The organism is Aeromonas sp. 603404 (genome assembly GCF_049171775.1).
GTDB classification, from domain to species: Bacteria; Pseudomonadota; Gammaproteobacteria; order Enterobacterales; family Aeromonadaceae; genus Aeromonas; species Aeromonas veronii_A.
Genome location: NZ_JAAKPE010000007.1, coordinates 166,973 through 186,366, shown reverse-complemented (window position 1 = coordinate 186,366; position 19,394 = coordinate 166,973). Strand labels below are relative to the sequence as shown.

16 protein-coding genes and 1 rRNA gene are annotated in these 19,394 nt (G+C 55.0%); all 17 read right to left on the bottom strand.

Going from position 1 to position 19,394, the window contains the following annotated elements:
• A 16S ribosomal RNA gene (locus G5306_RS12045) occupies nucleotides 1–311 on the bottom strand; the annotation flags it as partial.
• Between the two features lie 401 nt (nucleotides 312–712).
• Nucleotides 713–1,255 carry a D-glycero-beta-D-manno-heptose 1,7-bisphosphate 7-phosphatase gene (gmhB, locus tag G5306_RS12040; protein WP_421312914.1) on the bottom strand — a complete coding sequence of 181 codons (543 nt, stop codon included), beginning with the start codon at nucleotides 1,253–1,255 and terminating at the stop codon, nucleotides 713–715.
• Between the two features lie 111 nt (nucleotides 1,256–1,366).
• On the bottom strand, nucleotides 1,367–2,551 hold the full coding sequence (gene tuf / locus G5306_RS12035; protein ID WP_074042664.1) for an elongation factor Tu: 1,185 nt from the start codon (nucleotides 2,549–2,551) through the stop codon (nucleotides 1,367–1,369).
• Nucleotides 2,552–2,605: 54 nt separating this feature from the next.
• Nucleotides 2,606–4,711 carry an elongation factor G gene (fusA, locus tag G5306_RS12030; protein ID WP_021229318.1) on the bottom strand — a complete coding sequence of 702 codons (2,106 nt, stop codon included), beginning with the start codon at nucleotides 4,709–4,711 and terminating at the stop codon, nucleotides 2,606–2,608.
• 75 nt (nucleotides 4,712–4,786) lie between these two features.
• A complete protein-coding gene (gene rpsG, locus G5306_RS12025; RefSeq protein WP_005339911.1) occupies nucleotides 4,787–5,257 on the bottom strand; it encodes a 30S ribosomal protein S7 in 471 nt (156 codons plus the stop codon).
• Between the two features lie 93 nt (nucleotides 5,258–5,350).
• Complete coding sequence (gene rpsL, locus G5306_RS12020) at nucleotides 5,351–5,725, bottom strand: 30S ribosomal protein S12 (protein WP_005306278.1); 375 nt, start codon at nucleotides 5,723–5,725, stop codon at nucleotides 5,351–5,353.
• A 182-nt stretch (nucleotides 5,726–5,907) separates the two neighbouring features.
• Nucleotides 5,908–6,186 (bottom strand): sulfurtransferase complex subunit TusB, encoded by a 279-nt coding sequence (gene tusB, locus G5306_RS12015; protein WP_005339909.1) that lies wholly within the window; start codon nucleotides 6,184–6,186, stop codon nucleotides 5,908–5,910.
• Between the two features lie 7 nt (nucleotides 6,187–6,193).
• Entirely contained in the window at nucleotides 6,194–6,553 is a 360-nt protein-coding gene (gene tusC, locus G5306_RS12010; RefSeq protein WP_005341830.1) for a sulfurtransferase complex subunit TusC, read from the bottom strand.
• Between the two features lie 8 nt (nucleotides 6,554–6,561).
• Nucleotides 6,562–6,954, bottom strand: coding sequence for a sulfurtransferase complex subunit TusD (tusD, locus tag G5306_RS12005; protein ID WP_421312913.1), 393 nt, complete (start codon nucleotides 6,952–6,954; stop codon nucleotides 6,562–6,564).
• 84 nt (nucleotides 6,955–7,038) lie between these two features.
• On the bottom strand, nucleotides 7,039–7,419 hold the full coding sequence (locus G5306_RS12000) for a RidA family protein (RefSeq protein WP_005339904.1): 381 nt from the start codon (nucleotides 7,417–7,419) through the stop codon (nucleotides 7,039–7,041).
• Nucleotides 7,420–7,443: 24 nt separating this feature from the next.
• Entirely contained in the window at nucleotides 7,444–8,160 is a 717-nt protein-coding gene (locus tag G5306_RS11995; protein WP_005339902.1) for a helix-turn-helix transcriptional regulator, read from the bottom strand.
• A 194-nt stretch (nucleotides 8,161–8,354) separates the two neighbouring features.
• Entirely contained in the window at nucleotides 8,355–12,659 is a 4,305-nt protein-coding gene (rpoC, locus tag G5306_RS11990; protein ID WP_100647045.1) for a DNA-directed RNA polymerase subunit beta', read from the bottom strand.
• A gap of 91 nt (nucleotides 12,660–12,750) precedes the next feature.
• Nucleotides 12,751–16,779, bottom strand: coding sequence for a DNA-directed RNA polymerase subunit beta (rpoB, locus tag G5306_RS11985; RefSeq protein ID WP_005339897.1), 4,029 nt, complete (start codon nucleotides 16,777–16,779; stop codon nucleotides 12,751–12,753).
• Nucleotides 16,780–17,003: 224 nt separating this feature from the next.
• Nucleotides 17,004–17,366 (bottom strand): 50S ribosomal protein L7/L12, encoded by a 363-nt coding sequence (rplL, locus tag G5306_RS11980; protein WP_005341840.1) that lies wholly within the window; start codon nucleotides 17,364–17,366, stop codon nucleotides 17,004–17,006.
• 51 nt (nucleotides 17,367–17,417) lie between these two features.
• Nucleotides 17,418–17,918, bottom strand: a complete 501-nt coding sequence (gene rplJ / locus G5306_RS11975; RefSeq protein ID WP_216952230.1) for a 50S ribosomal protein L10 — start codon at nucleotides 17,916–17,918, stop codon at nucleotides 17,418–17,420.
• A 256-nt stretch (nucleotides 17,919–18,174) separates the two neighbouring features.
• Nucleotides 18,175–18,876: a 50S ribosomal protein L1 gene (rplA, locus tag G5306_RS11970; RefSeq protein WP_005339888.1), complete on the bottom strand. Its 702-nt coding sequence runs from the start codon at nucleotides 18,874–18,876 to the stop codon at nucleotides 18,175–18,177.
• A 4-nt stretch (nucleotides 18,877–18,880) separates the two neighbouring features.
• A complete protein-coding gene (gene rplK / locus G5306_RS11965) occupies nucleotides 18,881–19,309 on the bottom strand; it encodes a 50S ribosomal protein L11 (RefSeq protein WP_026456244.1) in 429 nt (142 codons plus the stop codon).
• Between the last annotated feature and the right edge of the window lie 85 nt (nucleotides 19,310–19,394).

Below are 19,394 nucleotides of genomic sequence, written 5' to 3'. Positions count from 1 at the left end.
TGATCATCCTCTCAGACCAGCTAGGGATCGTCGCCTTGGTGAGCCATTACCTCACCAACTAGCTAATCCCACCTGGGTTCATCCAATCGCGAAAGGCCCGAAGGTCCCCTCCTTTCCCCCGTAGGGCGTATGCGGTATTAGCAGTCGTTTCCAACTGTTATCCCCCTCGACTGGGCAGATCCCCAGGCATTACTCACCCGTCCGCCGCTCGCCGGCAAAAGTAGCAAGCTACTTTCCCGCTGCCGCTCGACTTGCATGTGTTAGGCCTGCCGCCAGCGTTCAATCTGAGCCATGATCAAACTCTTCAATTTAAGTTTGGTTGCTTCGAAAAGCGGCTCAATGAATTGCTGAATTAACTGCTGCAACATAAAGTTGCTTTGGTCACTTCATCAGACATTGAAAATCAAAAATTGTTTTTGATGCTCGATGCTGTGAGTGCCCACACAGATTGCTTGATTCAAATTGTTAAAGAGCGACGCAACAATGTGCTGCTGCGGGAGTGGAATTCTACTCAACCGCCTTCTCGAGTCAAGCCTTATTTTCAAAGGCTTTTCGAGGTTACCGACGAGGTTGTTTGCGTTGCCGCTTGCCCTGTCGATGGAGGCGCATTATAGGGAGTGAATTCGTTCTGGCAAGGGGATAATTGCAAAAAGATGGCTTTCATCGTTCAATCGCTCGCAAATCCACCAATCAGCATATTTAACCGGCGAAATTAGCTCGCTGCAGGCACCGCGACGGCAAAATCATGCAGGTTGTCATAGATGGCATCTGCCAGTGCGCTACCCGCTTCGGTGATTGGCTTACCGGTTCTGACCATGATCTTATGACCAACCCCGGCATTGATGGCGGCTTTCAGATCGGAAGGCTTGTCACCCACCATATAGGAACGGCTCATGTCGATCCCCAGTTCCTGTTGCGCCAACAGCAGCATGCCTGGCTCCGGTTTGCGGCAATCACAGGGGGCTCCGTGATCCGGATGATGGGGGCAGAAATAGATGCCATCGAGGTCCACATCCCGATCCGCCAGTGACCAATCCATCCACTCGGTCAGGTTCATGAAATCATCTTCGGTGAAATAACCGCGGGCAATCCCTGACTGGTTGGTCACTACAACCAGCAGATAGCCTTTCTTTTTGAGGAGCAGCAGGGCGTCTATGACTCCGGGCAGAAAATGGAAGTCATCAACCTGGCTGACATAGCCAGTGTCTTCATTGATGACACCGTCACGATCCAGAAAAATGGCGGGTTTGCTCACGGAAACTACCTCAATCAATGGTTTTGCCCAGTATCTCACAGGGCAGATAAAGCCCAAAAACAAAAGGGGCAGCCGAAGCCACCCCTTTCATGTGTGCATTTAAAGTATCGATTAAGCGATAACTTTAGCTACAACACCAGCACCTACGGTACGGCCACCTTCACGGATAGCGAAACGCAGGCCGTCATCCATCGCGATCGGCGCAATCAGGGTAACAACCATCTTGATGTTGTCGCCCGGCATTACCATCTCTACGCCTTCCGGCAGTTCGATGGTACCGGTCACGTCGGTAGTACGGAAGTAGAACTGCGGACGGTAGCCTTTGAAGAACGGGGTATGACGACCACCTTCTTCTTTGGACAGTACGTACACTTCAGATTCGAACTTGGTGTGCGGCTTGATGGTGCCCGGCTTGGCCAGTACCTGACCACGCTCTACGTCTTCACGCTTCACGCCACGCAGCAGTGCACCGATGTTCTCGCCTGCACGACCTTCGTCCAGCAGCTTACGGAACATTTCAACGCCGGTACAGGTGGTCTTGGTGGTATCTTTGATACCAACGATTTCCACTTCTTCACCAACTTTAACGATACCGCGCTCTACACGACCGGTTACTACGGTACCACGGCCAGCGATAGAGAATACGTCTTCGATCGGCATCAGGAACGGCTGGTCAATCGCACGCTCCGGCTCCGGAATGTAGCTGTCCAGGTGGCCAGCCAGTTCCAGGATCTTCTCTTCCCACTGAGCTTCGCCTTCCAGCGCTTTCAGTGCGGAACCACGGACTACCGGCAGGTCATCACCCGGGAAGTCGTACTCGGACAGCAGTTCGCGAACTTCCATCTCGACCAGTTCCAGCAGCTCTTCGTCATCTACCATGTCACACTTGTTCATGAACACGATGATGTACGGAACGCCTACCTGACGACCCAGCAGGATGTGCTCACGAGTCTGCGGCATCGGGCCGTCAGTCGCTGCTACTACCAGGATCGCGCCGTCCATCTGGGCAGCACCGGTGATCATGTTTTTAACGTAGTCGGCGTGACCCGGGCAGTCTACGTGTGCGTAGTGACGGGTAGCGGTGTCGTATTCTACGTGGGAGGTGTTGATGGTGATACCACGCTCACGCTCTTCCGGTGCCTTGTCGATCTGGTCGAAGGCGAAAGCTTTACCACCGAAGTGCTTGGCCAGCACGTTGGTGATAGCTGCAGTCAGGGTGGTTTTACCGTGGTCAACGTGGCCGATGGTGCCGACGTTTACGTGCGGTTTATTACGCTCAAATTTTTCTTTAGACACGACGTAGTCCTTCTAGGTTAAACCCGCCTACCGTCGTAGGCGGGGAATCTTAAATTACTTGGATTTGCGCTCTTCGATCACGGCTTGTGCAACGTTGGTCGGTGCATCGTGATACTTGGCGAATTCCATGGCGTAGGAAGCGCGACCCTGGGTAGCGGAACGCAGTGCAGTTGCATAACCGAACATTTCGGCCAGCGGCACCAGAGCACGTACGATCTTGCCGGACGGGCCATCTTCCATACCTTCGATCAGGCCACGACGACGGTTCAGGTCACCGATAACGTCGCCCATGTAATCTTCCGGAGTTTCAACTTCTACTTTCATGATCGGTTCGAGCAGAACCGGGTTGGCCTTCATGAAGCCAGCCTTAAAGGCCATGGAAGCAGCGATCTTGAACGCCAGTTCGGAAGAGTCGACATCGTGGTAAGAACCGAAGTGCAGACGCACACCCAGATCCATAACCGGGTAACCAGCCAGCGGACCAGATTTGAGCTGCTCACGGATACCTTTATCAACACCCGGGATGAATTCACCAGGAATGACACCACCTTTGATGTCGTTGACGAATTCGTATGCTTTGCCTTCTTCCAGCGGGTACATGTCGATAACAACATGACCGTACTGACCGCGACCACCAGACTGCTTGGCATGCTTGCCTTCGATGTCTTTAACTGTGGTACGGATGGTTTCACGGTAGGCAACCTGCGGCTTACCTACGTTGGCTTCAACCTTGAACTCGCGACGCATACGGTCAACGATGATGTCCAGGTGCAGCTCACCCATACCAGCGATGATGGTTTGACCTGACTCTTCGTCAGTCCATACGCGGAAGGACGGATCTTCCTGAGCCAGACGGCCCAGAGCCAGACCCATCTTCTCCTGGTCAGCCTTGGTTTTCGGCTCAACCGCGATAGAAATTACCGGCTCCGGGAATTCCATACGCTCGAGGATGATCGGTGCGTTCGGGTCACACAGGGTGTCACCAGTGGTCACGTCTTTCAGACCGATGGCAGCAGCGATGTCACCAGCGCGTACTTCTTTGATCTCTTCACGCTTGTTGGCATGCATCTGAACGATACGGCCAAAACGCTCGCGCTTGTCCTTGACGGAGTTCAGCACGGTGTCACCGGAGTTGATCACGCCAGAGTAGACACGGAAGAAGGTCAGGTTACCAACGAACGGGTCGGTAGCGATCTTGAACGCCAGAGCAGAGAACGGCTCGTCATCGGAAGCGTGACGCTCGTCTTTGGTCTCGCCGTCCATTTTCAGGCCGTCGATAGCAGCAACGTCGGTCGGAGCCGGCAGGTACTCGATCACGGCATCCAGCATGGCCTGTACGCCCTTGTTCTTGAACGCGGAGCCACAGGTTACCAGGATGATTTCGTTGTTCAGCACGCGCTGACGCAGAGCACCTTTGATCTCTTCCTCGGTCAGCTCTTCGCCGCCCAGGTATTTTTCCATCAGGTCTTCAGACGCTTCAGCAGCGGCTTCAACCAGATTCATGCGCATTTCTTGCGCCTGTTCCAGCAACTCGGCCGGGACGTCTTCGTAATCGAAGGATACGCCCTGGTCAGCTTCGTTCCAGTTGATGGCCTTCATCTTGACCAGGTCAACAACGCCCTTGAAGTTCTCTTCAGAGCCGATGTTCAGCTGAAGGGGAACCGGAGTACCTTTCAGACGGGTCTTGATGTGCTCAACACAACGCAGGAAGTTGGCACCGGTACGGTCCATCTTGTTGACGAACGCAATACGGGGAACCTTGTACTTGTTAGCCTGACGCCATACGGTTTCAGACTGTGGCTGTACGCCACCTACAGCACAGTACACCATCACGGCACCGTCCAGAACACGCATTGAACGCTCTACTTCGATAGTAAAGTCAACGTGGCCCGGGGTATCGATGATGTTGATACGGTGCGGTTGGAACTGTTTACCCATACCGGACCAGAAAGCGGTGGTCGCGGCGGAGGTGATGGTGATACCACGCTCTTGTTCCTGTTCCATCCAGTCCATGGTGGCAGCGCCATCGTGAACTTCACCGATCTTGTGACTTACACCGGTGTAAAACAGTACGCGCTCGGTAGTAGTAGTCTTACCGGCGTCAATGTGAGCGGAGATACCGATGTTACGATAACGCTCAATGGGGGTTGTACGAGCCATTGTCATCCTCTTACTAAGGCGCTTGTCCCTAGATAATTAAAGGTGCGCAGAGTCAAAAGACCCTGCGCAAGCGGATTACCAGCGGAAGTGAGCGAAGGCTTTGTTCGCTTCAGCCATACGGTGAACGTCTTCACGTTTCTTGACAGACGAACCCTTATTGTCAGCGGCATCCAGCAGCTCGCCAGCCAGACGCTGAGCCATTGATTTTTCACCACGTTTACGAGCGGCATCAACCAACCAGCGCATTGCCAGGGCATTGCGACGTACCGGACGAACTTCTACCGGCACCTGATAGGTTGCACCACCGACGCGACGAGATTTAACCTCGACCGCCGGACGAATGTTATCCAGAGCTTCTTCGAATACGGCCAGGTGCTCTTTGCCAGATTTGGTGGCAATGATGTCCAGGGCGCCATAAACAATGGCTTCTGCAACAGATTTCTTACCGTCAACCATTACTACGTTGACAAATTTAGCCAGCAGCTCTGATCCGAACTTGGGATCTGGCAGGATTTTACGCTGACCAACAACACGACGTCTTGGCATTTCAAATTCTCCGTAACTTCAGGGATTACCCAAAACTAGAAAGCTATCTAACTAGAAACGAATTAACGTTTGGCCTTACTTAACGGAGAACCATTAAGCTTTAGGACGCTTCACGCCATACTTGGAGCGAGCCTGCTTACGGTCTTTAACACCGGCACAGTCCAACGCACCACGAACGGTGTGATAACGAACACCTGGCAAGTCTTTTACACGACCGCCACGGATCAGAACAACAGAGTGCTCTTGCAGGTTGTGACCTTCACCGCCGATGTAGGAGGTGACTTCGAAGCCGTTGGTCAGACGTACACGGCACACTTTACGCAGTGCAGAGTTAGGCTTCTTCGGGGTGGTGGTATATACACGAGTGCATACGCCACGCTTCTGAGGGCACGCTTCCAGCGCCGGCACGTTGCTTTTCACAACGAGCTTGATGCGTGGCTTGCGAACCAACTGGTTAATAGTTGCCATCAAAAGGCTCCTGATAATGACTTCATAAACGTGTGGAAAATCCTCCCCGCAGATACGGGGACGCGAAATTTTATGCCCTGTTGTCTGGGGAGTCAAGATTTATACAATTTGCGTCACAAAAGGGCAATTCGGATCCGTTTGATTTCACGACATCACCTTGAATTTTCTTGAAAATATGCTTCTCAGCCACCCCAGGTGCGCGGGGAACCTTTTTGCGCAATCAGTGCCACCAGACCCGCCATATCGAGCACATTACCCACCCGATGCTGCAAACCGCGAGCTTGCAGATCTTCCTGCATTACATAAAGCGGGATACCCGCCAGCCGCGCGCTCCACTGGGGAGCCGATGCCGCAATCACGGCATCCTGCATCAGTACCAGCTCATCCTCGGGCTGAAGGTATGAGAGCGCCTCTGCCAGAGCCTGACTCTGAAAGGGGGAGTTCAATATCAGATGCAACATGGAGACCTCAAAAGCTGATGTGAGTCGAACATTGTGCCCAGCGCCGAGCCAGTTCCTGGCGCGGCAGACTCTCGACGGGGATCAGCAGATCATCCACTGTCACACCACGCTCTGCCAGCGAGTCAGCACAAACATAGACCTCTTCGATGTCGTAGAGTTCCAGCATCTTAAAGGTGGGCGCGTAGTGGCGCTGCAAAATGGCGGCAGGCTGCTGTTCCTTGAGCAGCTGCAGCACGCCGTCCCCAATCAGGAAGAGGGCCAGCTCATCGGTCATGGCCGAGGTGGCCAACAAGGCATCCAGTCCTTCCCGGCCAGCGGCATGGCCATGGGGACCACGACTGCATATAAAGGCGATTTTCTTGCTCATGACTCCCCCTAGAACTGAACCAGTCGATCGGCGGTGAGCGCAGCCTCGGCCAACTGGCCCAGACCGCTCAGGCAAAATGGCGCTTGCAGATTGAAGTGCACCTGCCCTGCCCCCTTGGCCTCCTGCTCATCGAGCACACCGCGCCGCATGGCGGCGGCGACACAGACGTCGATACGGATCCCCTGCTCTGCTGCCAGCTCTCGCCACAGACGCACCAGGTTAGTCTCATCGGATGCAGGCAGATGCAAACCGTTGCCGTTGCAGACCCCGTCCTGATAGAAGAACAGGTGGGACAAGGTATGTCCCTGCGCCAACAGGGTGCGGGCAAAACGATAGGCGGTGCTGGCCGATTGGGTGCCATAGGCAGGCCCCGTGACCAGGATGGCAAAACTCAGACTCATAGCAGGACTCCTGTGCTGACCCGGTCCATTTTACGCCAAAAACAAAAAAGCCCCTGCCAGGAGGGGCTTGATTCGATCTGTTGATCAGAGATGGGCAATCGCCTCGACCTCGACCAGCACATCTTTCGGCAGACGAGCCACCTCCACGCAGGAGCGGGCTGGCGCCGCATCGCCAAAGTAGCGGGCATAGACCTGGTTGAAGGCAACGAAGTTGTTCATGTCGCTCAGGAAGCAGGTGGTCTTGACCACTTTGCTGGCATCGGCACCGGCAGCGTGCAACACGGCAACCAGATTCTTCATCACCCGTTCGGCCTGCTCTTCGATGCCGCCGGCCACGATCTCCATGGTGGCAGGATCGAGCGGGATCTGCCCGGAGGTGAAGATCATCTCGCCAACCTTGGTAGCCTGAACATACGGACCAATCGCGGCAGGCGCCTTGTCGGTTGCAATCACTTCTTTAGCCATTCATCTATCCCCTTCTGGAATGAGTTACTCGTTCTCGTCTTCACCCTGCTTGCGCTGTCGGATGTAAAGATAAACGGTATGTTTTGAAATATTGAGTTTGTCCGCCACCAGATTGATCGAATCCTTGATGTCGAAAATGCCCTTCTCGAACAGCTGGGTCACGATGAAGCGGTTCTTGGCATTGTTGGCCACGGTGGGATCGCGATTGATCTCGTCGATGGTGTTATCCACCGTCTGGGCAACCAGCTCTTCCACGCTGTTGGCGAAGGTCTCTGGTGACTGACGCGCCGCCTGCTGGGGCGTCGGGAAAAATTCGGCCACGAACTCGTGGAAAGGCGCATTGATGTGCAGGTTGATGCAGATAAGCCCCACTACTTGCCGCTCGCTGTTGCGAATGGCGATGGTGCTCGACTTCATCAGCGCGCCGGTACGGCTGCGAGCGAAATAGCTCTGGGTGTAATCCTGGCCGGTGCTCTCGATATCCTTGAGCATGCGCAGGGCGAGATCGGTGATGGGCGCCCCGAGGGTGCGTCCGGTATTGAAGCCGTTGGCGATCTTGATCACCGACTCGTGCAGATTTTCCAGGGAGTGGAGTACCACTTCACAATGCTTGCCGAACAGCTCGGCCAAGCCATCGATGAGCCCATCGTATGAGCGCAACAATTCCCTGTCTTCATCTGTAAAAGTGCGGCTGATCAGCTGTTCTTCGGGAAGCATGGCTTCCTCGATACCGACAGTCATGTTCTACCCCTGTAATAACCATTCAACTTTCCCGAGTTTTAAATTGCAGGGGAGTAAAGTCAACTTTTTTTGATTTTTTACTCTACAACTTTGCTCTGGATCATCCTGAAACCCGCGCTGCGTCTACCTTTGCCGAGGAATTGGCCAACAAAAAGGGCTCCTTGAAGGAGCCCTTTTCAATCACGGATGACGAGTTACTCTTCGTCGAAGCTACCGGCTGCGTTCAGCAGATCCGCCAGGTTCTGCTCTGCTTCATCAGCGGTCACCTGCGGGGTACCAACAGCACGAGCTGCGGCAGCACGCTGGTTGATCCGGCTATGGTGGTAGGCAAAGCCGGTACCAGCCGGGATCAGACGACCCACGATGACGTTCTCTTTCAGGCCACGCAGTTCGTCACGCTTGCCACCAACGGCGGCTTCGGTCAGAACGCGAGTGGTTTCCTGGAAGGAAGCCGCGGAGATGAAGGACTCGGTGCTCAGAGATGCCTTGGTAATACCCATCAGTACATGACGGTAGGTCGCAGGGGTCTTGCCCTCGGCAACCAGCTTACGGTTGGCAATCTTCACACGAGCAACTTCAACCTGTTCGCCTTCGATCAGATCGGTATCGCCAGCGCTCAGGATCTCGCACTTGCGCAGCATCTGACGAACGATGACTTCGATGTGCTTGTCGTTGATCTTAACGCCTTGCAGACGGTAAACGTCCTGCACTTCGTTGGCGATGTAGTTGGCGACCGGGCTGATACCGCGCAGACGCAGGATGTCGTGAGCAGACTCAGGACCGTCCGCCAGCACTTCACCCTTCTCAACTTTTTCACCTTCGAACACGTTCAGGTTACGCCACTTCGGAATCATCTCTTCGTAGACGTTGCCACCATCGGTCGGGGTGATGACCAGACGGCGTTTGCCCTTGGTCTCTTTCCCGAAGGAGATGGTACCGGAGATCTCGGCCAGAATTGCCGGTTCCTTCGGTTGACGTGCTTCGAACAGATCCGCAACGCGCGGCAGACCACCGGTGATGTCCTTGGTACCGCCGGACTCTTGCGGGATACGCGCTACCGCGTCACCCACGCCCACGTTGGCACCATCTTCCAGGTTCACGATCGCCTTGCCCGGCAGGAAGTACTGGGCGGCTACATCGGTACCCGGGATCATCACGTCTTTGCCGTTCAGGTCGACCAGTTTAACGGTCGGACGCATCTCTTTACCGGCGCTCGGACGCTCGTTGACGTCCAGAACAACGATAGAAGAGAGACCGGTCAGCTCGTCGGTCTGACGAGTGATGGTCACACCATCGATCATGTGTTCGAACTGCAGGCGACCCGCCACTTCGGTGATGATCGGGTGGGTGTGCGGATCCCAATTGGCAACGGTCTCGCCAGCACTCACGGCCTGGCCGTCCTTCACTTCCAGCACAGAACCGTAAGGCAGCTTGTGGCTCTCCTTGGTACGGCCCATGTCGTCCATGATGGTCAGTTCGGTAGAACGTGAGGTGATAACCAGTTTGTCATCGCTGTTGTGAACGAACTTGGCGTTCTGCAGCTTGATGGTACCTGTGTTCTTGACCTGGATGCTGCTTTCAGCAGCGGCACGAGATGCAGCACCACCGATGTGGAACGTACGCATCGTCAGCTGGGTACCCGGTTCACCGATGGACTGGGCGGCGATAACACCGACAGCCTCACCCTTGTTAACCAGGTGACCACGGGCCAGATCACGGCCGTAGCAGTGAGCACAGTTACCGAAGTCGGTTTCACAGGTGATGGCAGAACGTACCTTCACACGGTCAACGGAGTTGCGTTCCAGCAGGTCACACAGTTGCTCGTCGAGCAGGGTGTTGCGAGCAACCAGGATCTCGTCCTCGGTACCCGGCTTGATGACATCTTCTGCCACCACACGACCCAGCACGCGCTCACGCAGCGGCTCGACCACGTCGCCACCCTCGATCAGAGGAGTCATCCACAGACCGTCGGTAGTGCCGCAATCGTCCTCGGTGATCACCATGTCCTGCGCCACGTCTACCAGACGACGAGTCAGGTAACCGGAGTTCGCAGTCTTCAGTGCAGTATCCGCCAGACCCTTACGAGCACCGTGGGTAGAGATAAAGTACTGCAGTACGTTCAGACCTTCGCGGAAGTTCGCGATGATCGGAGTCTCGATGATGGAGCCATCCGGCTTGGCCATCAGGCCACGCATACCGGCCAGCTGACGGATCTGGGCGGCGGAACCACGCGCACCAGAGTCAGCCATCATAAAGATGCTGTTGAACGAGGCCTGCTCTTCTTCTTCACCCAGCGAGTTGACGTTACGCTCTTTGGACAAGTTCTCCATCATGGCCTTGGAGACGCGCTCGTTGGCGCTGGCCCAGATATCGATAACCTTGTTGTAACGTTCGCCCGCAGTTACCAGACCGGACAGGAACTGGTCCTGGATCTCGGCAACTTCGGCTTCGGCAGACGCGATGATGTCTTTCTTGGCATCCGGGATGACCATGTCATCGATACCAACGGAAGCACCGGACAGCGCCGCGTAGTGGAAACCGGTATACATCAGCTGGTCAGCGAAGATAACGGTGTCCTTCAGCCCCTGCTTGCGATAGCAGGTGTTCAGCAGACGGGAGATGAGCTTTTTGCCCAGCGCCTTGTTGGATACGCATTTGATCCAGTTCTGCGGATTGGCTTCCAGATCGGCCTGCTCGGCAGCAGTCAGCACCTTCGGCTCGTCGATCAGGGCGTATTCCATACCTTTCGGCAGGATCAGGCTCAGGATCGCACGGCCAACGGTGGTGTTCTTCATCTCGGTCTTGGCAACCAGCTCACCGGCTTCGTTCTTCACGTACTCGGTGATGCGGCACTTGACGCGAGCATGCAGGTCGGCCAGACCAGCACGGTACACTTTCTCGGCCTCTTTCGGGCCGGACAGCACCATACCTTCACCCTTCGCATTGATGCGGGCGCGGGTCATGTAGTACAGACCCAAGACCACGTCCTGAGAAGGAACGATGATCGGCTCACCGGAGGCTGGCGACAGGATGTTGTTGGTAGACATCATCAGCGCACGCGCTTCCAGCTGGGCTTCCAGGGTCAGCGGTACGTGAACCGCCATCTGGTCACCATCGAAGTCCGCGTTATACGCAGCACAAACGAGCGGGTGCAGCTGGATGGCTTTGCCTTCGACCAGAGTCGGTTCGAATGCCTGGATACCCAGACGGTGCAGAGTCGGTGCACGGTTCAGCAGAACCGGATGTTCGCGGATCACTTCGTCCAGGATATCCCAAACGACAGCTTCCTCGCGCTCCACCATCTTCTTGGCGGCCTTGATAGTGGTCGCCAGACCGCGGGTTTCCAGCTTGCCATAGATGAACGGCTTGAACAGTTCCAGCGCCATCTTCTTCGGCAGACCGCACTGATGCAGACGCAGAGTCGGGCCTACGGTGATAACGGAACGACCGGAGTAGTCGACACGCTTACCGAGCAGGTTCTGACGGAAACGACCCTGCTTACCCTTGATCATATCGGCCAGGGATTTCAGCGGGCGCTTGTTGGAACCGGTGATGGCACGACCGCGACGGCCGTTATCCAGCAGCGCATCGACGGACTCTTGCAGCATACGCTTTTCGTTGCGCACGATGATGTCCGGAGCAGCCAGATCCAGCAGACGCTTCAAGCGGTTGTTACGGTTGATCACGCGACGGTACAGATCGTTCAGATCGGAAGTCGCGAAACGGCCGCCGTCCAGCGGTACCAGCGGACGCAGGTCCGGCGGCAGCACAGGCAGCACTGTCATGATCATCCACTCCGGCTTGTTGCCGGACTGCAGGAAAGCTTCCATCAGCTTCAGACGCTTGGTGGTCTTCTTGCGTTTGGTCTCGGAGTTGGTCTGATCCAGCTCCTCACGCATCGCTTTGACTTCACCTTCCAGATCGATGGCGCGCAGCAATGCCAGGATTGCTTCGGCACCCATCTTGGCGTCAAATTCGTCGCCCCACTCTTCCAGCGCATCCAGGTACTGCTCTTCGGAGAGCATCTGGCTGCGTTCGAGGTTGGTCATGCCCGGCTCGATAACTACGAAAGATTCGAAGTAGAGCACGCGTTCGATGTCGCGCAGGGTCATGTCCAGAAGCAGACCGATACGGGACGGCAGGGACTTCAGGAACCAGATGTGGGCAGTCGGGCTGGCCAGCTCGATGTGGCCCATACGCTCACGACGGACCTTGGTCTGGGTCACTTCAACGCCGCACTTCTCACAGATCACACCACGGTGTTTCAGGCGCTTGTACTTGCCGCACAGACACTCGTAGTCCTTCACCGGTCCGAAGATACGGGCGCAGAACAGACCATCACGCTCCGGCTTGAAAGTCCGGTAGTTGATGGTCTCAGGCTTTTTGACCTCACCGAATGACCAGGAGCGGATCATGTCAGGAGAGGCCAGACCGATCTTGATGCTGTCAAACTCTTCGGTCTTGGTCTGAGCCTTCAAAAACTTGAGTAAGTCTTTCACGTGTTTCCCCTGTCAGGAGTCTAACCTCGGCGCCCCGGCTGCCAAAACAGCGGGGCGCCCACGTCAATTCTCGAACAATAAGAGCGAGCTCTTACTCTTCGTCCAGCTCGATGTTGATACCCAGAGAGCGGATTTCCTTCAGCAATACGTTGAAGGATTCGGGCATGCCCGGCTCCATACGGTGGTCGCCATCCACGATGTTCTTGTACATCTTGGTACGGCCATTCACATCGTCAGACTTGACGGTCAGCATCTCCTGCAGGGTATATGCCGCACCGTAAGCCTCCAGGGCCCACACTTCCATCTCACCGAAACGCTGACCACCGAACTGAGCCTTACCACCCAGCGGCTGCTGGGTAACCAGGCTGTAAGAACCGGTAGAACGCGCGTGCATCTTGTCGTCGACCAGGTGGTTCAGCTTGAGCATGTACATGTAACCAACGGTTACTTTACGCTCGAAGCGGTTACCGGTACGGCCGTCGAACAGATCAATCTGACCGGATTCCGGCAGATCGGCCAGCTTCAGCAGGGCTTTGATTTCGCGCTCTTTGGCACCATCAAACACTGGAGTAGCAACCGGCAGACCCTTACGCAGGTTACCCACCAGGGTACGTACGTCGTCGTCAGACAGTTCGGCGATGTTCACTTGCTGGGTGTCCTTCTCGCCCAGGTCATAGACCTGTTGCAGGAAGTTGCGCATCTCGTGCAGCTCGCGCTGCTCTTTGACCATGCGATCGATCTTCTCGCCGATACCCTTGGCCGCAAGGCCCAGGTGCACTTCGAGGATCTGACCGATGTTCATACGGGATGGTACGCCCAACGGGTTCAGTACGATGTCGACCGGACGGCCGAACTCGTCATGAGGCATATCCTCGACCGGACAGATCTTGGAGATAACACCCTTGTTACCGTGACGGCCCGCCATCTTGTCACCCGGCTGGATGCGACGCTTGACTGCCAGATAAACCTTGACGATTTTCAGTACGCCCGGTGCCAGATCATCACCCTGGATAATCTTGCGACGCTTGTTCTCGAATTTCTTGTCGAACTCAGCTTTCAGCTCAACGTGCTGTTCAGCGATCTGTTCCAGTTCGGTCTGCTTGCCTTCGTCTTCGATGGCCAGTTCAAACCACTTGGAGCGATCGAGCTTGTTCAGACGATCTTCGCTGTAACCGGCGGCCAGCAGCAGGTTGCGGGAGCGGCCGAAAATGCCGTCTTCCAAGATCTTGAACTCTTCGGTCAAGTCCTTCTTCGCTTCCTTCAGCTGCATCTCTTCGATTTCTTTGGCGCGCTTGTCTTTTTCCACGCCATCGCGGGTAAAGACTTGCACGTCAACCACGGTACCGTACACACCGTTCGGTACACGCAGGGAGGAGTCCTTCACATCGGACGCCTTCTCACCGAAGATGGCGCGCAGCAGCTTCTCTTCCGGCGTCAGCTGGGTTTCACCTTTCGGGGTTACCTTACCGACCAGAATGTCGCCGCCCTTCACTTCGGCACCCACGTAGACGATACCGGACTCGTCCAGCTTGGACAGAGCGGCTTCACCCACGTTCGGGATGTCAGCAGTGATCTCTTCCGGACCCAGCTTGGTGTCACGGGAGATACAGGCCAGTTCCTGGATATGGATGGTGGTCAGGCGATCTTCCTGAACAACACGCTCGTTCACCAGGATCGAGTCTTCGAAGTTGTAACCGTTCCACGGCATGAACGCGACGCGCATGTTCTGACCCAGCGCCAGTTCACCCAGATCGGTGGACGGGCCGTCAGCCAGTACGTCGCCAGCCATGACCGGCTCACCCAACATCACGCAAGGACGCTGGTTGATACAGGTGTTCTGGTTGGAACGGGTGTATTTGGTCAGGTTGTAGATGTCGATACCGGCTTCGCCTGGCATCAGCTCATCTTCATTGACCTTCAGGACGATACGGGAGGCATCGACATAGTCGATTACGCCGCCACGCTTGGCCACTACGGTTACACCGGAGTCAACGGCCACAGCGCGTTCCATACCGGTACCTACCAGCGGCTTGTCAGCACGCAGAGTCGGTACAGCCTGACGTTGCATGTTTGAACCCATCAATGCGCGGTTCGCGTCATCGTGTTCCAGGAACGGGATCAGAGCGGCTGCCACAGATACGATCTGCTGCGGGCTCACGTCCATATACTGGATCTGGTCGGCGTTCATAAAGGTGGATTCACCTTTGTGACGGCACGGGATCAATTCATCTTTCAGACGGCCATCTTCGGTGGTCGCGGCGTTAGCCTGTGCGATCACGTACTTGCCTTCTTCAATAGCAGACAGGTAGTCCACTTCGTCGGTGATCACACCGTCAATGACCTTGCGGTACGGGGTCTCGAGGAAACCGTACTCGTTGGTACGAGAGTACACGGACAGAGAGTTGATCAGACCGATGTTCGGACCTTCAGGAGTCTCGATAGGGCACAGACGACCGTAGTGGGTCGGGTGTACGTCTCGGACTTCAAAGCCGGCACGCTCACGAGTCAAACCGCCCGGGCCCAGCGCGGAAATTCGACGCTTGTGGGTCACTTCGGAGAGCGGGTTGTTCTGGTCCATAAACTGGGACAGCTGGCTGGAACCAAAGAACTCTTTGACTGCGGCGGAGATCGGCTTGGCGTTGATCAGATCCTGCGGCATCAGGGTGTCCAGGTCGCCCAGGGAGAGACGCTCCTTGACCGCACGCTCGACACGCACCAGACCGACGCGGAACTGGTTTTCAGCCATTTCACCGACAGAACGGATACGACGGTTACCCAAGTGGTCGATATCGTCCACTTCGTCGTTACCGTTACGGATGTCGATCAGGCGCTTCATCACATCGACGATGTCGTCTTTGGTCAGTACACCTGCGCCAGTCTCGTCTTCACGACCCAGACGGCGGTTGAACTTCATCCGACCTACGGTAGACAGGTCGTAACGCTCGGCGGAGAAGAACAGGTTTTCGAACAGCTGTTCTGCAGCTTCGCGAGTAGGCGGCTCGCCCGGACGCATCATGCGATAGATCTCGACCAGCGCTTCCAAACGGTTGGAGCTGGAGTCGACACGCAGGGTCTCGGACATGTAAGCACCGTGATCCAGTTCGTTGGTGAACAGAACCTCGAAATGCTTGAAGCCGGCTTGGGACAGGTTGGCGATCGCTTCCAGGCTCAGTGCCTGGTTGGCGGTCACGACCATCTCGCCAGTTTGCGGATGTGCGTAGTCCTTGGCAGCAACTTTGCCAACAACATACTCAACCGGTACCTCAATTTGGGTAACGGCGTCTTTTTCCAACTGACGGATGTGACGCGCAGTCACACGACGACCGGTCTCAACCACCACGGCGCCATTGGCCACGATGTCAAAGGTCGCAGTTTCACCACGCAGACGCTCCGGCACCAGATCCATCATCAACTTGCCATCTTTTACTTCAAAACCGATGGTCTCGAAGAAGGTGGCCAGGATTTGTTCGGAAGTGAAGTCCAGGGCGCGCAGAATAATGGATGCTGGCAGTTTGCGACGACGGTCGATACGGACAAACAGGTTGTCTTTCGCATCGAACTCGAAGTCCAGCCAGGAGCCACGGTAGGGGATAACGCGAGCGTTATACAGCACCTTACCGGATGAATGTGTTTTGCCTTTATCGTGGTCGAAGAAGACGCCCGGGCTGCGGTGCAGCTGGGAAACGATAACCCGCTCGGTACCATTGATAACAAAGGTGCCGTTCTCGGTCATGAGCGGAATTTCGCCCATGTATACTTCTTGTTCCTTGATGTCTTTGACGGTGCCGGCAGCTGCTTCACGGTCGTACAGAACCATACGAAGCTTGACACGCAGCGGCGCGGAGTAGGTCACTCCACGGATCTGGCATTCTTTTACGTCAAATACCGGCTCACCCAGGCGATAGCTGACATACTGAAGCTCAGCACTACCGGAGTAACTGGTGATCGGGAAAACGCTACGGAAAGCGGCCTCTAGGCCATATTCACCTTCCGGGTCAGCCTCGATGAACTGCTTGAAGGAGTCCAGCTGAATGGACAACAGATAAGGCGTGTCCAGTACCTGGTCTCGCTTACCGAAGTCCTTACGAATGCGTTTTTTTTCGGTATAAGAGTAAACCATAGGGTTCCTCAGCTCGCTGATAAGTGACCCACTCTGTCCCGCGGGACAGCTCTGTCTCAACACCGTTTTGTGTTGGCCCGGACGAAAGAAGACAGTCCGGATTGCTGGTGCACCGAGAGTCGTAAACGGTGTGAAATGCTCTCAGTCTACAGCGCAAAAAGGCTGGTGAACAAAAATTCACCAGCCCTAGCCTGTTTTATCAGGCTAATCTACATAAATGCAGATTATTTGATCTCAACAGAAGCACCGGCAGCTTCCAGCTCTTTCTTCAGAGCTTCAGCTTCGTCTTTGGAGACGGCTTCTTTCAGGTTAGCCGGAGCAGCTTCTACCAGATCTTTGGCTTCTTTCAGGCCCAGACCGGTAGCGCCACGAACGGCTTTGATGACGGCAACTTTGTTGGCACCGGCAGCAGTCAGAACTACGTCGAACTCGGTCTTCTCTTCTACTGCTTCAGCGGCCGGACCGGCAGCAACAGCAACAGCGGCAGAAACACCGAATTTCTCTTCCATAGCTTCGATCAGCTCAACAACTTCCATTACGGACATGGAAGCAACGGCTTCGATGATTTGGTCTTTAGTGATAGACATGACAAAAATTCCTGATGTTGAATAAACTCAAACAGCCTAAATAGGCGAGAATCAAGCAGCAGCTTGCTTCTGATCACGCACAGCAGCGATGGTACGAACCAGCTTGCCAGCAGAGGCTTCTTTCATAGTCGCCATCAACTTCGCAATTGCTTCGTCGTAGGTCGGCAGCGTGGCCAGACGATCAATTTGTGCTGCGGCGATAAACTCACCGTTAAAAGCGCCAGCCTTGATTTCGAACTTTTGGTTCGCTTTGGCAAACTCTTTGAACAGACGAGCAGCAGCGCCCGGGTGTTCGTTAGAGAAAGCAATCAAGGTAGGACCGGTAAATGCGTCGTTCAGGCACTCGTATTCGGTACCTTCTACCGCGCGACGCAGCAGGGTGTTACGCACAACGCGCATGTACACACCGGCTTCACGAGCGGTTTTACGCAGGACGGTCATCTTGTCTACAGTGACACCGCGAGAATCGGCAACAACTGCAGAAAGAGCGCCTTTGGCAGCTTCGTTGACTTCAGCAACAATTGCCTTTTTGTCTTCGAGTCCCAATGCCATTGGCTTAACTCCTGGATTGAATCCGGGTCAAATGACCCAGTACTGACACATCCCCCCTACCTTTACAACAGAGGGGAACGATGCGGTAGCAGGATTCCAGAAGAGAAAGAATCTTTCTCGCTGGGTTTCCGGCACCGTCTACGCAGGAAACATTAAGGCTTTACAGCCTCCTGCGGTCTTGGACGGAGGTCGAAACCCCCAACCAATCAAGGCGCAAAATTATAGATTAAATTTTGCGCCTTGTAAAACCCATCAATTAGGCCTGAGCTTCCAGAGAAGCTTGGTCTACGGCAACACCGGCACCCATGGTGGTGGAGATGCTGACTTTCTTGATGAATTGACCTTTGGCGGAAGAGGGCTTGCCTTTTTTCAGGGCAACCAGCAGAGCTTCCAAGTTTTCTTTCAGCTGAACTTCGTTGAAAGAAACCTTACCCAGAGTGGTATGGATGATACCATTCTTGTCGTTACGGTAACGAACCTGACCAGCCTTGGCGTTCTTGACAGCTTCGGCAACGTTAGGAGTTACAGTACCAACTTTCGGGTTCGGCATCAGGCCGCGCGGGCCCAGGATTTGACCCAGTTGACCAACAACGCGCATGGCATCCGGGGATGCGATAACTACGTCGAAGTTCATCTCGCCTTTCTTAACCAGATCGGCCAGGTCATCCATACCTACCAGGTCAGCACCGGCAGCTTTAGCTGCTTCGGCATTGGCACCTTGGGTAAATACGGCAACGCGTACATCACGACCGGTACCGTGCGGCAGTACAGTAGCACCACGTACGTTCTGGTCAGATTTACGAGCGTCGATACCCAGGTTGACAGCAACGTCAACGCTTTCAACGAACTTGGCGGTAGCCAGTTCTTTCAGCAGGGCAATGGCTTCGTTGATGGAGTACTCTTTGGTACCGTCAACTTTTTCGCGAATAACGCGCATACGCTTGGAAAGTTTAGCCATTGTCTTAATCCTCCACTACCAGACCCATGGAACGAGCGGAGCCTGCGATGCAACGTACTTTTGCATCCAGATCGGCACCGGTCATATCCGGTTCTTTGGTCTTGGCGATTTCTTGCAGCTGGGCTACGGTCACCTTACCAACCTTGTCTTTGTTCGGCTTGGCAGAACCAGACTTGATGCCAGCAGCTTTCTTCAGCAGGAAGGAAGCAGGCGGAGTCTTGGTTTCGAAGGTGAAGGAACGGTCGCTGTAAACGGTGATCACGACCGGGGTCGGTGAACCTTTTTCCAGCTTTTCTGTACGAGCGTTGAACGCCTTACAGAATTCCATGATGTTAACACCGTGTTGACCCAGTGCAGGACCAACGGGAGGAGACGGGTTGGCTGCACCAGCAGCAACCTGCAGCTTGATATAAGCTGTGACTTTCTTAGCCATTAGGAAATTACCTCAAAAATGGGTTCTAGCGCCTCGGAGACATGCTCCTGCAAACGGCTCCCCAACTAATAAAGGGGCAGCGAAT

Excerpts from the sequence above, each read along its gene's own strand:
- fusA (WP_021229318.1), bottom strand. The coding sequence starts at position 4,711 with ATGGCTCGTACAACCCCCATTGAGCGTTATCGTAACATCGGTATCTCC.
- rpsG (WP_005339911.1), bottom strand. The coding sequence starts at position 5,257 with ATGCCAAGACGTCGTGTTGTTGGTCAGCGTAAAATCCTGCCAGATCCC.
- rpsL (WP_005306278.1), bottom strand. The coding sequence starts at position 5,725 with ATGGCAACTATTAACCAGTTGGTTCGCAAGCCACGCATCAAGCTCGTT.
- tusB (WP_005339909.1), bottom strand. The coding sequence starts at position 6,186 with ATGTTGCATCTGATATTGAACTCCCCCTTTCAGAGTCAGGCTCTGGCA.
- tusC (WP_005341830.1), bottom strand. The coding sequence starts at position 6,553 with ATGAGCAAGAAAATCGCCTTTATATGCAGTCGTGGTCCCCATGGCCAT.
- tusD (WP_421312913.1), bottom strand. The coding sequence starts at position 6,954 with ATGAGTCTGAGTTTTGCCATCCTGGTCACGGGGCCTGCCTATGGCACC.
- G5306_RS12000 (WP_005339904.1), bottom strand. The coding sequence starts at position 7,419 with ATGGCTAAAGAAGTGATTGCAACCGACAAGGCGCCTGCCGCGATTGGT.
- G5306_RS11995 (WP_005339902.1), bottom strand. The coding sequence starts at position 8,160 with ATGACTGTCGGTATCGAGGAAGCCATGCTTCCCGAAGAACAGCTGATC.
- rpoB (WP_005339897.1), bottom strand. The coding sequence starts at position 16,779 with ATGGTTTACTCTTATACCGAAAAAAAACGCATTCGTAAGGACTTCGGT.
- rplL (WP_005341840.1), bottom strand. The coding sequence starts at position 17,366 with ATGTCTATCACTAAAGACCAAATCATCGAAGCCGTTGCTTCCATGTCC.
- rplJ (WP_216952230.1), bottom strand. The coding sequence starts at position 17,918 with ATGGCATTGGGACTCGAAGACAAAAAGGCAATTGTTGCTGAAGTCAAC.
- rplA (WP_005339888.1), bottom strand. The coding sequence starts at position 18,876 with ATGGCTAAACTTTCCAAGCGTATGCGCGTTATTCGCGAAAAAGTTGAC.
- rplK (WP_026456244.1), bottom strand. The coding sequence starts at position 19,309 with ATGGCTAAGAAAGTCACAGCTTATATCAAGCTGCAGGTTGCTGCTGGT.